Source organism: Companilactobacillus sp. HBUAS56275, from assembly GCF_036913655.1.
GTDB classification, from domain to species: domain Bacteria; phylum Bacillota; class Bacilli; order Lactobacillales; family Lactobacillaceae; genus Companilactobacillus; species Companilactobacillus pullicola.
The window spans coordinates 52,902-66,108 of the sequence record NZ_JAYKKK010000006.1 but is presented as its reverse complement, the minus strand read 5'-3'; the positions used below and the strand labels follow the sequence as shown (position 1 = coordinate 66,108).

Here is a 13,207-nt window from a genome sequence, read left to right as displayed (position 1 = left end):
CTCATAAATAATTCCTCCTAGTCATTTTTTATATCAACTATATCGTCACCAAATAATTTTACAGCTTCATCAACGGTGGGATCAGTCTTCTTTTTTGGTTCTTGCTTTGATTCTACATTGCCTTGATTGTTTAAATCAATATTATTATCAATATATTCTTTACGGATCTTTGGCCAATCAGCTTTAGGTACTAAAACAATTTGACTGTCTTTTTTCATTAAGCGACTGACATTGTTTTCTAATTCTTTCAAAAATTCTGAATCATCTTGAGCCTGTTCAAACCACATCTCGTAATCAAAGGCTACTACAACACCTTCAGAAGATGCGGCCACTGGTTCAGCGACCTTCATCATAGCACGTTGGGTTATAGAAAGCATACTCATTAAGTCTGGCCAAATTTCTTTAGCAGCCATCAAATCTTTCTTTGTGGCACTACCTAACACTTTGTAAATAGCAGTCTTATTCAAGCGCGTATTAGTGTTAGCTCGACGATGAGTTTTCTTAGGTTCAGCTTTTTTAATGACTGTTCCATTGGAAAGGTCTTTGACTTCATTTTGTAAATGCGAAACTTCATCTCTTAATTTATCTAACTCTGCACTTCCAGCTTTTTCTTCATTGTCAGCAGTCGGTGCTGTACTCTGTTCAATAACCTTAGGTTCACTGATTTTAACAGTTAAAATCTCCATATAAATATCAGTCTGATTAGAGTTCTTTAAATTCTTTTGAGTAGCGCTGACTTGATCAACAATATAAAACAGACGTGAATTATCAAACTTATCCGAGATAGCCAATAATTCATTAGTCATAACTGACTTATCCATTTTGTTGGATAAATCTGAATCCGAATTATACAGGATCAAATTTCGACAGACACGAATGATCATTTCCGTGAAACGCAATGCCGATCGACCACTGGCCAAAATTTGATATAAATTGGTCAATGCTTCGGCTGGATTGTTGTCAGCAATTGCTGTCATATAGGAAACAATTTGCTCATTACTCAACGCACCCGTGACTTCTTGGGCGTTCTTTAAAGTCAACTCATCGTCACCGTATGACAAAGCCTGATCCAAAATACTTAAAGCATCACGCATTCCACCTTCTGCGGAAGCAGCAATAATATTTAAAGCCTCTTCATCGTACTTGATATTCTTATCATTTAAGATGAATTCCATGCGCTTCAAAATATCTTGACGTGAAATACGACGGAAATTAAAACTCTGTGTTCTTGAAATAATTGTTGCGGGAATCTTTTGTGGTTCAGTTGTAGCTAAAATGAACATGACATTAGCTGGTGGTTCTTCCAAAGTCTTCAATAAAGCATTGAAGGCACCTTGTGAAAGCATATGAACTTCATCAATAATGTAAACTTTAAACTTGGCTTCAGTTGGTGCATATTTTACTTTGTCACGAATATCACGAATCTCTTCAACACCGTTGTTTGAAGCCGCATCAATTTCAATTACATCATTTAAACGATTCTCATTGGCAGCCTTACAGATCTCACATTCATTGCACGGTTCACCATCATGTGGATTGAGGCAATTCACCGCTTTGGCTAAAATTTTGGCACAGGATGTTTTACCAGTACCACGTGGTCCACTGAACAAATAAGCATGACTGGTCATTTGACTAGCAACCGCATTGCGCAGTGTCTGAGTAATAACATCTTGGCCGATTACATCAGAAAAAGTTTGGGGACGCCAAACTCGATAAAGTGCTTGATATGCCATTTTGTCTCCTTTAAAAATCTAATATGTAAATTTTACCACAAGATTTTTGACAAATACTGCTTGGCAAAAAATTACATCATATTTCAAAATAACTACAAAAAAACTCCTAACCGAAATTGGTTAGGAGGCTTATATACATAACAAAAGGCACATGACACACCCTGCTTAGTGCTGCTTCCTTCCGGATCTGACACAATTCACAAGAGCATCATTGCCCTAAGGCCTTACGGCAATAACTATCATACTATAAATAATAGTTTTTTTCTACTTTTTGCGCCGAATTTCTCTAAAGAAATTTCTCAAGAGATCTCCAGCCTCTTGTTCCTTCACACCTCTTAAGACCTCTGGTTGATGATTGTAGCGTGTCTCAGCAAGTAAGTTATTGATTGAACCAACTGATCCAGCTTTAGGATCACTAGCTCCAAAAATAACTTCTTCGACCCGACTATTGATAATCGCACCAGCACACATTGGACATGGTTCCAATGTCACAAACAAACTCGTATGTTCCAAACGCCAACTGCCGATTTTCTCACAGGCAGCCTCAATAGCAATAATCTCAGCATGCTTGATAGCATTTTGTGTCTCTTCACGTTCATTTGAACCTACTGAGATCACTTCTCCAGTTTGATTGTCGACAATGATACAGCCGATTGGAACTTCTCCACGGTCGCCAGCCTTTTTGGCTTCATCTAAAGCTAGGTCCATGTACTTATTTATTTCATCTTCTGAAAATATCATATTAATTTAATTGAGTAATTGAGTTACTTTCTTTTCCAAATATTCAGGAATTGCTGGTGATTTCAACTTTAATTGGTCTCTTTGTCTTTGAATTGAGTCCAAAATCTCAACCAATTCTTTAACTTGAGCATCCGATAAAGTTCCAACGAATTCTAGTAATTTTTCGTTGCCGTGTAGATACTTACCAACTAAGGATTCCAACTTTTTACGGTCTTCTTTGATGGCCTTATCCTTCATAAAATGACTTAATTTGCGTACTGCTAAAAATGATCCCGCTGAAACGGCGGATAATATCGTCAAAATAATTAATTTCTTCTTCATATGTAAACGCCTCCAACACAAAATATACCATATTAAGCAAAAATTTAAATCAATTTACTTTTTAAAATATAATATCCTTTATCACGTGTAACGATTTCAACATTGCCAAAAGTCTTTTCCATTAACTTCTTAGCTGATGGAGCACCTTGCTTTTTCTGCAAGACAATCCAGAGTTCACCACTATTCAATAAGTGATCTTTTGACTCTTCCAAGATTGCTGTAACAACATTTTTTCCCGCACGAACTGGCGGATTTGAAACGATCAAAGCATACTTTTCGTCAACATTCTTATAGACATCTGACTCAAAAATATTTACATTTTCAATATTATTGTTGGCAGCATTTTGCTTGGCTAGGTCTAAAGCCCTGAGATTAACATCAACCATCGTAACTTGGCGTGTCTTCTGTTCTTTTGCTAGAGCTAGCCCGATAGGTCCGTATCCGCAACCGACATCTAAAATATTACCTTCAGGAATACTTTGAAAATCAATCGCTTCAATCAAAACTCTCGAACCATAATCAATTGTCTGACGTGAGAAAACCCCACTATCAGAAATAAAGTTGAGATTGTGCTTTCTAAGCGTAAAATCGAACTTCTTTAATTCATGCTCTAGATCTGGCGTATTATCAAAATATTGATTAGCCATAATTTTCCCCTTTCTCTATTTGAGGGTAAAAAAAAATCCTCTTACGAGGATTAATTTTAACATAAAGTGAATTACTTCAATGTAACTGTTGCACCAACAGCTTCAAGTTTAGCCTTCATGTCGTCAGCGTCAGCCTTAGCAACGCCTTCCTTGATAACCTTAGGAGCACCATCAACAAGGTCCTTTGAGTCCTTCAAGCCAAGTCCTGTGATACCACGAACTTCCTTGATAACCTTAACCTTTTCTTGACCTGCTTCTGTAAGTTCAACGTCGAATGAGTCCTTTTCTGCAGCAGCGTCGCCACCAGCAGCACCGGCAGCAGCAACTGGAGCAGCAGCCTTAACATCGAATTCTTCTTCGATAGCCTTAACAAGGTCGTTTAGTTCTAGAATTGAAGCTTCTTTTAAATCATCGATAATCTTTTGTGTATCTAAAGCCATTATTGTATCCTCCAAATATTATAAGTTTTTTTAATTAATTATGCTTCTTGTCCAGCGTCTTCTTTATCTGCAACGGCCTTAACAACCATAGCAAAGTCACGAACAGGAGCTTGTAATACAGATACCAACATTGATAGCATACCATCTCTGTCTGGTAATGTTGCTAATTCTTGAATTTGATCAAGAGTTGCGGCTTTACCTTCGATGATTCCACCTTTGATTTCAACGGCGTCAACATCTTTAGCAAATTTAGCAGCAATTTTAGCAGGTCCAACAGGATCTTCTTCAGAGTAAGCAATAGCTGTAGGTCCAACAAAGAACTTCTCTAGACCTTCAACACCAGCTTTTTCAGCTGCACGTCTCAAGATTGTATTCTTAACAACTTGCATAGTAGCATTTTGTTCACGTAATTCAGCACGCATTTCTGTTACTTGTTCAACAGTTAGACCTAAGTAGTCAACAACGATAACTGACTTTGCGCCTGTAAGTTGCTTAGCAATTTCGTCAACTTGTGCTTGTTTTTGTGCTAATACTTCTTGCTTCATTATTACATTTCACCTCCACAATTTTTTAGTTAATATCTACAAATTCGGCTTAAAAAATAAAATCTCTGTGCCCAAGGGACACAGAGATTAAGTGAAATAATCTTCTGGCCTCGGCAGGATATTAAGACTTTCATCACCTGAGTCTTCGGTAGAAATCAACTATATTAATCTATCATTATTTTGGTTATTAGTCAACATTAAGCGTTAATTTTTAGACCAGGTCCAAATGTAGATGTCAAGTTAACACTTGTTACATAATTACCTTTAAGTGATGCAGGGCGAGCCTTCAAGATTGCACCATAAAATGCATCGAAGTTAGCTGCAACTTTGTCTGTATCAAATGAAAGCTTACCAATTGGTGCATGAATAAGACCATTTGAATCAACACGGTATGTAACTTGTCCGGCTTTAATATCATTAACAGCCTTTGTAACATCCATTGTAACTGTACCTGTCTTAGGGTTTGGCATCAAACCTTTAGGTCCAAGAACACGTCCTAAACGACCAACTTTAGCCATCATAGGTGGTGTAGCAACGGCAACATCAAAGTCTAACCAGCCGTCTTGGATCTTTTCAACAAGGTCATCTGAACCAACAACATCAGCACCGGCTGCTTCTGCATCCTTTGCTTGTTGGCCTTCAGCGAAAACGATAACCTTTTGTGTCTTACCAGTACCATTAGGTAGTACTAGAGCGCCACGAATTTGTTGATCAGCTTGCTTAGGATCTACATCCAAGTTGATAGCAACTTCAACAGTTGCGTCAAACTTTGCGTAGTTAACCTTCTTAAGTAAGTCAACAGCTTCTGTAGCAGAGTATTTCTTGTCTTTATCGACTTGTTTCATTGCTTCTAAATATTTTTTTCCATGCTTAGCCATGCTAAGTTCCTCCTTGCTTTGTGGTCTTTCGGAGAATCAAATTTTCTCCTCCCACTTGTTAAGAATGCTTTCACATCCCTGTAAACTGCTTAAATCTAGTCTTTTACTTTACTTCAAAGCCCATACTTCTTGCAGTACCAGCAACCATACGCATTGCAGATTCAACACTAGCAGCGTTTAGGTCTTTCATCTTGGTTTCAGCAATTTCGCGAACTTGGTCTTCAGTAACTGTGGCAACCTTATTTGTGTTAGGTTCGCCAGAGCCCTTTTCAACGCCAGCAGCTTTCTTCAATAGAACTGCAGCTGGTGGTGTCTTAGTAACGAAATCGAATGAACGGTCTTCATATACTGAGATAACAACAGGGATAATCATACCCTTTTGATCTTGTGTACGTGCATTGAAGTCCTTTGTAAAGGCAACAATGTTAATACCAGCTTGTCCTAAAGCAGGACCAACTGGAGGAGCTGGAGTAGCCTGTCCAGCAGGGATTTGTAATTTTACTACGTTAGCAACTTTTTTAGCCACGGTGCATACCTCCTTGTTCCGTGATGTGGTCATGATGAGAATCTAAATTTTCTCTCCCACATGTATGTGTCAAAAACATACCGTTATATAGTAGCACGGTCTACTCGTCTTATCAATAACTATTTTTGTTTTTCAACTGATGTGAAATCAACTTCAGCTGATGTCATACGACCAAACATATCAACGTCAACCTTAAGTTTTCTGTGTTCATCATCAATTTCAGTGATCTTACCAGTAGTGTCTGTGAAGGCACCATCTGTGATCTTAACTGTTTCACCGACTTCAAAGTCAGATGGTTGGTTTTGAGCGCTCATACCAAATTGACTTAAGATGTTATCAATTTCTTCAGGTAATAGTGGTGCAGGCTTACTACCAGAACCGTGACTGCCGACAAATCCGGTAACACCTGGTGTATTACGAACGATAAACCATGATTCATCGGTCATAACCATTTCTACTAAAACGTAACCAGGGAAAGTTTTTTCCATTTCTTTCTTTTCTTTACCGTTTTTCATTTTTGTTTCTTCTTCTTCAGGAACAACTGCACGGAAAATGTAATCTTCCATACCCATTGATTGGGCACGTGATTCTAGATTTTCCTTAACTTTATTTTCATATCCTGAATAAGTATGCAAAACATACCATTGTTTTTCGCCAGCTTCAGCCATAATTTCCTCCAAAATTCAAAATAAAAAAACTCCGAACCAAGTCGAAGTTTTTTCCATTAATTCCATAATAGCAAATTTTTTGCGTACTTACAATCTATTTACCCATTACGAAGTGTTGTAGCAATGTAATTAGACCCCAATCAACTAATGCAAAGAAGATTGCATACATCAATGAAGTACCAATAACAGTCCATGTATCGCGTCTATTTTCTTTGAATGTAGGCCAAACGACTAATTTCATTTCGTCTTTGACACTACCGAAAAATTTAAATAGTTTCATGTAATCCTCCAGAGTTATCTTGTTTCTTTATGTAGTGTATGTTTACCACAGTGCTTACAGAACTTTTTAACTTCTAGACGTTCTGTTCTATTTGGGTTCTCAGTAATTGTGTAATTACGTGAGCCACAAACAGTACAAGCAAGGGCGACTTTTCTTAATCCCATCTTTATCTCCAAAACTAATTTGTTTTAATCTTATTAATTGTAAACTCTGGAAGGTATTTTGTCCATTGCAATCTCACATGACTATATCTTATGGTCATGTTTTATTTTCTTTTTACAACGATTAGTTGCCTGTATGATCTGTTTCATATTGCATCGTGCCTTCAAACAAGCGTCATACATCGATAATTTGCCTAACAAAAATTGGAAAGCCACTAATTCTATATTGCTCATTCTAGTCATAATCTTTTCCAATTCATTAGTCATATCTACACAATCGTTATTTTCCGCAATTTTGTCGTCAAATTTTCCGTTATCAAGCAATTCATCATACGATTCCGTACCATGATTAGCTTTACGTTTGACGGCATTCTCACGTCTAATAATATCTATTATATGATTTTGAAATTTTAATTTGAAAAAACTGCCGAATTTGGAGCCACTGTTGCCATCGAATAATTTACAAGTTTGGTAACACACTAAAAAAGCTTCTTGATACCAGTCGTTACGATCGTAACCCTCAATAAAGTAACTAGTGTACATGTTATCGATCATGGGTCGGTATCTTCGAACTAATCTATCTAGTGCTATAGAGTCATCATGTTCTTTAATCAATTCAATCCATTGGTTTTCTTGTTCGACTTTCATTTCACTTTTTACGGATAATAATTTTGTAATTTAAAAATACCATCTAGGTTCTAACATTTTAAGCGAACGTATGTTTACAATGATTTAAATACAATCTAAAAAAATAGTTTCATAAATCACTCTAAAAATCCTTAATACAAAAAAATTCTAAGTAGAATTTTTCTCTACTTAGAATTTTTTATTAAGCATTACGTGAAGCAAAAGCTTGATACAACAGAATACCTGTTGCAACTGAAGCGTTCAAACTTTGGACATGTCCGACCATCGGAATATTCAAAGTTTGATCAGCTTGTTTCAATACTAATGGTGAAATACCTTTACCTTCATTACCAATAATTAGAGCAACTGCTCCTTTGGCATTCCAGTTACGATAGTTGTCACCTTCCATAGCTGTACCAAAGACCCACACGTTACGTTTCTTTAAGTCTTTGATGGTATTAACTAAATTAGTTACACGAACAACTGGCACGTGTTCAATGGCACCTGTTGATGTCTTAGCAACGGTTGAAGTTAATCCTGTTGAACGATGCTTAGGAACAATAATTCCGTCTACACCTACGGCATCAGCTGTACGCATGATTGAGCCTAAATTATGAGGATCTTCAATTTTATCCAGAATCAAAATAAATGGATCAGTACCTTTCTTCTCGGCACTCTTGAAGATATCTTCCATTTCAGCGTATTGATAAGGGGCAACGTAAGCAGCCATCCCTTGATGGTTACCGCCGTTACTAATATCATCTAACTTATTCTTAGGTACTTCTTGAACAATCAAACGATCACGTTTAGCTAACTTGATAGCTTCAGCAATATGTTCACTAGAAAGTCCTTTTTGAACTAAAACTTTGTTAACACGTTGATCAGCTGTGGCGGACTTCAATAATTCAATTACTGAATGTACACCGTAAACTAATTCGTTTTCGTCTAAATTGTTACTACTGTTATTACGTTTATTCGAATTTTCTGTCATCTGCTTCACCCACTTCTACTTCATTTATGCACCATTGTGCTAATTCTACAACCCGGTCTTTGTTGCCGGTAATATCTAAATAACCAAAAAGTGCTTCAAAACCAGTAGACATATGATAAGTGACGACACTTGTATTCTTAGCTTTAGTATATTTCTTAGCATTACGTCCGTTCTTATAAATTCTGATCTCTTCATCAGAAAGAATTCCTTTATCCATCATTAAAGTAATCAATGATGCTTGGGCTTTCGCGGAAACGTAGTGTTTGGCTTGTTTTTGTAATTCGTTGACCTTGGTAATATTTTTGCCTAAGAGATGTTCACGAATGAAGACTTCGTAGACAGCATCTCCTAAATATGCCAAAGTTACTCCGTTAAATTGTTTAACATCAGTCATTAATATGCCACCGTGTTCCTTGTGGTGTATCTTCGAGGATTACACCCATTTCTTTTAATTGATCACGTAATTTATCGCTTGTTGCAAAATCTTTATCTGCACGAGCTTGGTCACGTTGATCGACCATTTCTTGAATTTCTTTAGAAAGATCTTTTTGTTCGTCTAATTTAATTCCTAAGATACTTGTCAATTCAGCCAAAGTCTTAAGGATCAATTCAACACTAGTCTTGGCTACTTTATCTTGAGTCGAATAGTTATTAGCTAGACTAACTAAGTTAAAAATTTCTGTCAAACCATTTTGAACATTGAAATCGTCGTTCATTGCGGCTTTAAAGTCGGCTACAATTTGTTCAACTTGTGCTTGAATATCATCAGTCTCATCAGTTGCACCATCAAGTCTAAACTTCAAATTATTATAAGCTGTCTTGATCTTCTCAAGATTATCAGCTGCTTTTTGCAAGTTCTTTTGTGAATATTCAAGTGGACGACGATAATGTGTTGATGATAAGAAGAAGCGCAATACTTGTGGATTAGTCTTTTGAACCAGATCATGAACTGTTACAAAGTTACCAAGTGACTTACTCATCTTCTCGTTATTTTCAACTGTGACAAATCCGTTATGCATCCAGTAGTTAACAAATTTTTGACCAGTCTTAGCTTCACTTTGAGCAATTTCATTTTCGTGATGAGGGAATTCCAAATCTTGACCACCACCATGAATATCAAAAGTATCGCCTAAGTACTTAGTTGACATGACTGAACATTCAATATGCCAACCAGGGCGTCCTTCACCCCAAGGAGAATCCCATTTGATCTCGTTGGGGTTAGCTTTCTTCCACAAAACAAAGTCGATTGGATCTTGTTTCTTGTCGAATTCAGCTTCACCGATATGTTCACTGGCACCTTCGACTAGTTGGTCGATATTTTGATCGGACAACTCACCATAGTGTTGGAACTTTCTTGCACGGTAGAAAACATCCCCATCAGATTCATAAGCGTATCCTTTATCAACTAAAGCTTTGATAAAATCAATGATCTCTTGAATATTATCTGTAGCTCGTGGATTAATAGTAGCCTTTTGAACATTGATAGCTGCGATATCTTCATAGAAAGCTTTGATAAAACGATCCGCAACTTGAGGGACAGTGATTCCTTCACGGTTAGCTTCTTTGATCATCTTATCGTCAACATCAGTAAAGTTAGAAACAAATTTTACTTTGTATCCTAAGAATTCTAAATAACGACGCACTGTATCAAAAGCCACAATAGAACGAGCATTTCCGATATGAATATAGTTATACACAGTTGGTCCACAGACATACATTTTTACTTCATTAGGTGTTAATGGTTTAAATTCTTCTTTTTGGCGTGTTAATGTGTTGAATATTTTTAACATAATCTTCACCTATATAAAAAAGGGGTTGAGGCAAAACTAAGTTTTCCTTCAACCTCTTTTTGTTTTATTTATTTTGTATCTTAAAACTCTTGCTTATTTCATTTCAGCTAATGTCTTATCGATATTTGCTAAAGCTTGTTTCTTACCAAATAATTCGATTGTTTCGGCAATTGCTGGACCATGCATTGTTCTTGTAGTTGCAATTCTTGCTGGCATGTAAAGTTTTCTACCCTTAACGCCAGTATCAGCTCTAACTGATTGAATAGCAGCCATAATTTGAGCAGCTGTGAAACGAGGTAATTTTTCTAGCTTACCTTTCAAGTCTTCAATAGCTGTCTTAGCATCGTCATCTTCTAGTTCTTTTTGTTCGTCATCTGTTAGATGTTCTGGTTGATTGAAGAAGACATCTGCCAAATCAATGATTTGTTGTGTATAACTCATTTGTGGCATGTAAAGTTCTGTTAAATGTCTTACCCATTGGATTTCATCTGTTGTTGGATCTTCTGAAACTCGTTTAGCTTCAATCAAGTTGGCTAATACTAAGTCAGTGATTTCACTAACATCAGCATGCTTAACGTATTGGTTGTTGACCCATTCAAGTTTCTTTTGATCAAACTTAGCTGGTGACTTGCTTAGACGATGCTCGTCAAAGATCTTGATAAATTGTTTACGTGTGAACAACTCATCTTCACCAACTGGTGACCAGCCTAATAGAGCGATGAAGTTAAACATAGCTTCTGGTAAGTAACCTAATTCACGATATTGTTCGATGAATTGGAGAATTGATTCATCACGCTTACTTAATTTCTTACCAGTTTCTGTATTGATGATCAATGTCATATGACCGAACTTAGGTGCTTCCCAGCCTAAAGCTTCATAGATCATCAATTGTTTTGGTGTGTTGGCAACGTGGTCATCACCACGAAGAACATGACTGATTTCCATCAAATGGTCATCGACAACAACAGCGAAGTTGTATGTAGGCATACCATCACGTTTTTGAATAACCCAATCGCCACCGATAGTATCTGAACCGATTGAAACTTTACCCTTTACGATATCGTCCCATTCGTAGTTCTTACCAACTGGTACATGGAAACGAACAACTGGTTGTAAACCAGCATCTTCTGCTTCTTTGATCTTAGCAGCTTTTTCTTCATCACTCATACCTTCAAATTCGTATTCGTAATGTGGCATTTGTCCGTGAGCTTCTTGATCTTCACGCATCTGTTGTAGTTGTTCTTCAGTCAGATATGATTTGTAAGCCAAGCCTTTTTCTAGTAATTCATCAATATATTTTTGATAAATTTCTTTTCTTTCTGATTGACGATAAGGACCATAGTCTCCACCAACATCTGGACCTTCATCCCAATCAACGCCAAGCCATTTAAGGTTTTCTAGTTGACTCTTTGTACCACCTTCAACGTTACGCTTTGTATCTGTATCCTCGATACGGATTACAAAAGTACCTTTGTGACTACGTGCGAATAGGTAGTTAAAGATAGCTGTTCTAGCGTTCCCAATGTGTAAGTGACCTGTTGGACTTGGTGCATATCTTACACGAATTTTATTATCTGACTTTTTTGCCATTTCTCTGTTCTCCCCTTTTACTTCTTGAGTTATTCCTATTAGAATTCCTATTACCATTATTACGGTTGTTACGCTTGTTGCCGTTATTACGGTTATTAGAATTCTCTTTAGAATCGCTCTTTTCTTGGATACCATGCATTGAATGCTTAGGTTTTGCAAATATCATTTTACCAGCATCAGTTTGCAATGCACTAGTTACGACGACATCAACATCCTTGTCAATGAAGTATTTACCTTCTTCAACAACGACCATTGTCCCGTCTTCTAGGTATGCGACACCTTGCTCTCTTTCAGTACCCTCTTTTATAACTTTAACAGTCATCGTTTCTCCTGGCAAAACCATAGGTTTCAAAACTTTGGCTAATTCGTTAATGTTAAGTACTTGAACATTCTGAAATTCACTTACCTTACTTAAATTATAATCATTTGTGATGACAGCACCACCGATTTCTTTAGCTAATTTAAGTAATTTCATATCCACTTCTGGAATATTATCATAATCACGCGTTGTAGTTGTGTAGTTGATACCTTTATCCATTTTCATTTCATTCAAGATATCAAGTCCACGACGACCACGTTCACGTTTTTGATTATCACTGGAATCGGAAATCAATTGCAATTCATGAACAACAAAGTCAGGAATCATCAACTTACCTTCCAAAAATCCGGTATGAGCTAATTGATGAATTCGACCATCGATAACAACTGAAGTATCCAAAATTTTATATGGATAATAATCCTTCTTGACTGAACGACGTGTGACTTCACCTTCTGAAGCTAAAGCATCACTTTTTTCAGCCGTTGGAGCTGGATTTGAAGCTGTTTTGTTACTACGTTTAGTGATTGAGAAATTGCTCCAATCATTACGACGGCTTGTACCCATACGGAATCCGATCCAGCCGAAGACGATCATTAAGATGACGGGAATAACATTTGAAAACATGTTACTCATCATATAGAAAGGAATGGAAATGATATTAGCTAATACCAAACCACCGATCAAGAATCCTGCACCATAAATGATCCAACCTGGTGAACGAGAGTTCAAATATTTCTCGATTCTTTGATTTAATTCCAAAATTGGTTTAACAAACAAGAACGACAAGAAATAAAATACAATACATCCAATAAGTCCATCAAAATAACCGTTATTAACAAAAGCAATTCCTGCTAAACCTGAAACTTCCCACAAACTCGGTAAAACGGTAATTCCGACGGCGATACCAAGTAATGCAAAAATTATATTTACTACGATCTTTCGCATATATG

At 36.8% G+C, this 13,207-nt stretch carries 17 protein-coding genes, 1 other RNA gene and 1 other annotated feature; all 18 genes read right to left on the bottom strand.

Going from position 1 to position 13,207, the window contains the following annotated elements; genetic code table 11:
- Positions 1–17: 17 nt before the first annotated feature.
- Positions 18–1,733, bottom strand: a complete 1,716-nt coding sequence (dnaX, locus tag U8526_RS11400) for a DNA polymerase III subunit gamma/tau (protein WP_334342090.1) — start codon at positions 1,731–1,733, stop codon at positions 18–20.
- A gap of 131 nt (positions 1,734–1,864) precedes the next feature.
- Positions 1,865–1,962: signal recognition particle sRNA small type (gene ffs, locus U8526_RS11395), an RNA gene on the bottom strand.
- Positions 1,963–1,997: 35 nt separating this feature from the next.
- Complete coding sequence (locus tag U8526_RS11390) at positions 1,998–2,474, bottom strand: nucleoside deaminase (protein WP_334342089.1); 477 nt, start codon at positions 2,472–2,474, stop codon at positions 1,998–2,000.
- Positions 2,475–2,480: 6 nt separating this feature from the next.
- Positions 2,481–2,795 (bottom strand): hypothetical protein, encoded by a 315-nt coding sequence (locus tag U8526_RS11385; protein WP_334342088.1) that lies wholly within the window; start codon positions 2,793–2,795, stop codon positions 2,481–2,483.
- 44 nt (positions 2,796–2,839) lie between these two features.
- Positions 2,840–3,442: a class I SAM-dependent methyltransferase gene (locus U8526_RS11380; protein ID WP_334342087.1), complete on the bottom strand. Its 603-nt coding sequence runs from the start codon at positions 3,440–3,442 to the stop codon at positions 2,840–2,842.
- 71 nt (positions 3,443–3,513) lie between these two features.
- A complete protein-coding gene (gene rplL / locus U8526_RS11375) occupies positions 3,514–3,882 on the bottom strand; it encodes a 50S ribosomal protein L7/L12 (protein ID WP_334342086.1) in 369 nt (122 codons plus the stop codon).
- Between the two features lie 38 nt (positions 3,883–3,920).
- A complete protein-coding gene (rplJ, locus tag U8526_RS11370; protein ID WP_054642518.1) occupies positions 3,921–4,427 on the bottom strand; it encodes a 50S ribosomal protein L10 in 507 nt (168 codons plus the stop codon).
- Positions 4,428–4,474: 47 nt separating this feature from the next.
- Positions 4,475–4,594: a sequence feature (ribosomal protein L10 leader region), on the bottom strand.
- Between the two features lie 30 nt (positions 4,595–4,624).
- Positions 4,625–5,305: a 50S ribosomal protein L1 gene (gene rplA, locus U8526_RS11365; RefSeq protein WP_334342085.1), complete on the bottom strand. Its 681-nt coding sequence runs from the start codon at positions 5,303–5,305 to the stop codon at positions 4,625–4,627.
- Positions 5,306–5,408: 103 nt separating this feature from the next.
- On the bottom strand, positions 5,409–5,831 hold the full coding sequence (gene rplK / locus U8526_RS11360) for a 50S ribosomal protein L11 (protein WP_010018673.1): 423 nt from the start codon (positions 5,829–5,831) through the stop codon (positions 5,409–5,411).
- A 119-nt stretch (positions 5,832–5,950) separates the two neighbouring features.
- Positions 5,951–6,499, bottom strand: a complete 549-nt coding sequence (nusG, locus tag U8526_RS11355; protein WP_334342084.1) for a transcription termination/antitermination protein NusG — start codon at positions 6,497–6,499, stop codon at positions 5,951–5,953.
- Between the two features lie 94 nt (positions 6,500–6,593).
- Positions 6,594–6,779, bottom strand: a complete 186-nt coding sequence (secE, locus tag U8526_RS11350; RefSeq protein WP_025085250.1) for a preprotein translocase subunit SecE — start codon at positions 6,777–6,779, stop codon at positions 6,594–6,596.
- Positions 6,780–6,793: 14 nt separating this feature from the next.
- Entirely contained in the window at positions 6,794–6,943 is a 150-nt protein-coding gene (rpmG, locus tag U8526_RS11345) for a 50S ribosomal protein L33 (protein ID WP_075887434.1), read from the bottom strand.
- An 81-nt stretch (positions 6,944–7,024) separates the two neighbouring features.
- Positions 7,025–7,588, bottom strand: a complete 564-nt coding sequence (locus U8526_RS11340; RefSeq protein WP_334342083.1) for a sigma-70 family RNA polymerase sigma factor — start codon at positions 7,586–7,588, stop codon at positions 7,025–7,027.
- Between the two features lie 181 nt (positions 7,589–7,769).
- Positions 7,770–8,558: a 23S rRNA (guanosine(2251)-2'-O)-methyltransferase RlmB gene (gene rlmB, locus U8526_RS11335; RefSeq protein WP_334342082.1), complete on the bottom strand. Its 789-nt coding sequence runs from the start codon at positions 8,556–8,558 to the stop codon at positions 7,770–7,772.
- A complete protein-coding gene (locus U8526_RS11330; protein WP_054642513.1) occupies positions 8,539–8,952 on the bottom strand; it encodes a Mini-ribonuclease 3 in 414 nt (137 codons plus the stop codon). Before U8526_RS11330 ends, rlmB begins: the two co-directional genes overlap by 20 nt.
- Positions 8,945–10,348: a cysteine--tRNA ligase gene (gene cysS, locus U8526_RS11325; RefSeq protein WP_334342081.1), complete on the bottom strand. Its 1,404-nt coding sequence runs from the start codon at positions 10,346–10,348 to the stop codon at positions 8,945–8,947. Before cysS ends, U8526_RS11330 begins: the two co-directional genes overlap by 8 nt.
- Positions 10,349–10,441: 93 nt before the next feature.
- Positions 10,442–11,938: a glutamate--tRNA ligase gene (gltX, locus tag U8526_RS11320; protein WP_334342080.1), complete on the bottom strand. Its 1,497-nt coding sequence runs from the start codon at positions 11,936–11,938 to the stop codon at positions 10,442–10,444.
- Complete coding sequence (locus U8526_RS11315; RefSeq protein WP_334342079.1) at positions 11,919–13,202, bottom strand: PIN/TRAM domain-containing protein; 1,284 nt, start codon at positions 13,200–13,202, stop codon at positions 11,919–11,921. Before U8526_RS11315 ends, gltX begins: the two co-directional genes overlap by 20 nt.
- Positions 13,203–13,207: the final 5 nt, after the last annotated feature.

Excerpts from the sequence above, each read along its gene's own strand:
- U8526_RS11330 (WP_054642513.1), bottom strand. The coding sequence starts at position 8,952 with ATGACTGATGTTAAACAATTTAACGGAGTAACTTTGGCATATTTAGGA.
- rpmG (WP_075887434.1), bottom strand. The coding sequence starts at position 6,943 with ATGGGATTAAGAAAAGTCGCCCTTGCTTGTACTGTTTGTGGCTCACGT.
- dnaX (WP_334342090.1), bottom strand. The coding sequence starts at position 1,733 with ATGGCATATCAAGCACTTTATCGAGTTTGGCGTCCCCAAACTTTTTCT.
- U8526_RS11390 (WP_334342089.1), bottom strand. The coding sequence starts at position 2,474 with ATGATATTTTCAGAAGATGAAATAAATAAGTACATGGACCTAGCTTTA.
- rplL (WP_334342086.1), bottom strand. The coding sequence starts at position 3,882 with ATGGCTTTAGATACACAAAAGATTATCGATGATTTAAAAGAAGCTTCA.
- rplJ (WP_054642518.1), bottom strand. The coding sequence starts at position 4,427 with ATGAAGCAAGAAGTATTAGCACAAAAACAAGCACAAGTTGACGAAATT.
- U8526_RS11380 (WP_334342087.1), bottom strand. The coding sequence starts at position 3,442 with ATGGCTAATCAATATTTTGATAATACGCCAGATCTAGAGCATGAATTA.
- U8526_RS11315 (WP_334342079.1), bottom strand. The coding sequence starts at position 13,202 with ATGCGAAAGATCGTAGTAAATATAATTTTTGCATTACTTGGTATCGCC.
- gltX (WP_334342080.1), bottom strand. The coding sequence starts at position 11,938 with ATGGCAAAAAAGTCAGATAATAAAATTCGTGTAAGATATGCACCAAGT.
- cysS (WP_334342081.1), bottom strand. The coding sequence starts at position 10,348 with ATGTTAAAAATATTCAACACATTAACACGCCAAAAAGAAGAATTTAAA.
- nusG (WP_334342084.1), bottom strand. The coding sequence starts at position 6,499 with ATGGCTGAAGCTGGCGAAAAACAATGGTATGTTTTGCATACTTATTCA.
- U8526_RS11385 (WP_334342088.1), bottom strand. The coding sequence starts at position 2,795 with ATGAAGAAGAAATTAATTATTTTGACGATATTATCCGCCGTTTCAGCG.
- secE (WP_025085250.1), bottom strand. The coding sequence starts at position 6,779 with ATGAAACTATTTAAATTTTTCGGTAGTGTCAAAGACGAAATGAAATTA.
- rplA (WP_334342085.1), bottom strand. The coding sequence starts at position 5,305 with ATGGCTAAGCATGGAAAAAAATATTTAGAAGCAATGAAACAAGTCGAT.
- rlmB (WP_334342082.1), bottom strand. The coding sequence starts at position 8,558 with ATGACAGAAAATTCGAATAAACGTAATAACAGTAGTAACAATTTAGAC.
- U8526_RS11340 (WP_334342083.1), bottom strand. The coding sequence starts at position 7,588 with ATGAAAGTCGAACAAGAAAACCAATGGATTGAATTGATTAAAGAACAT.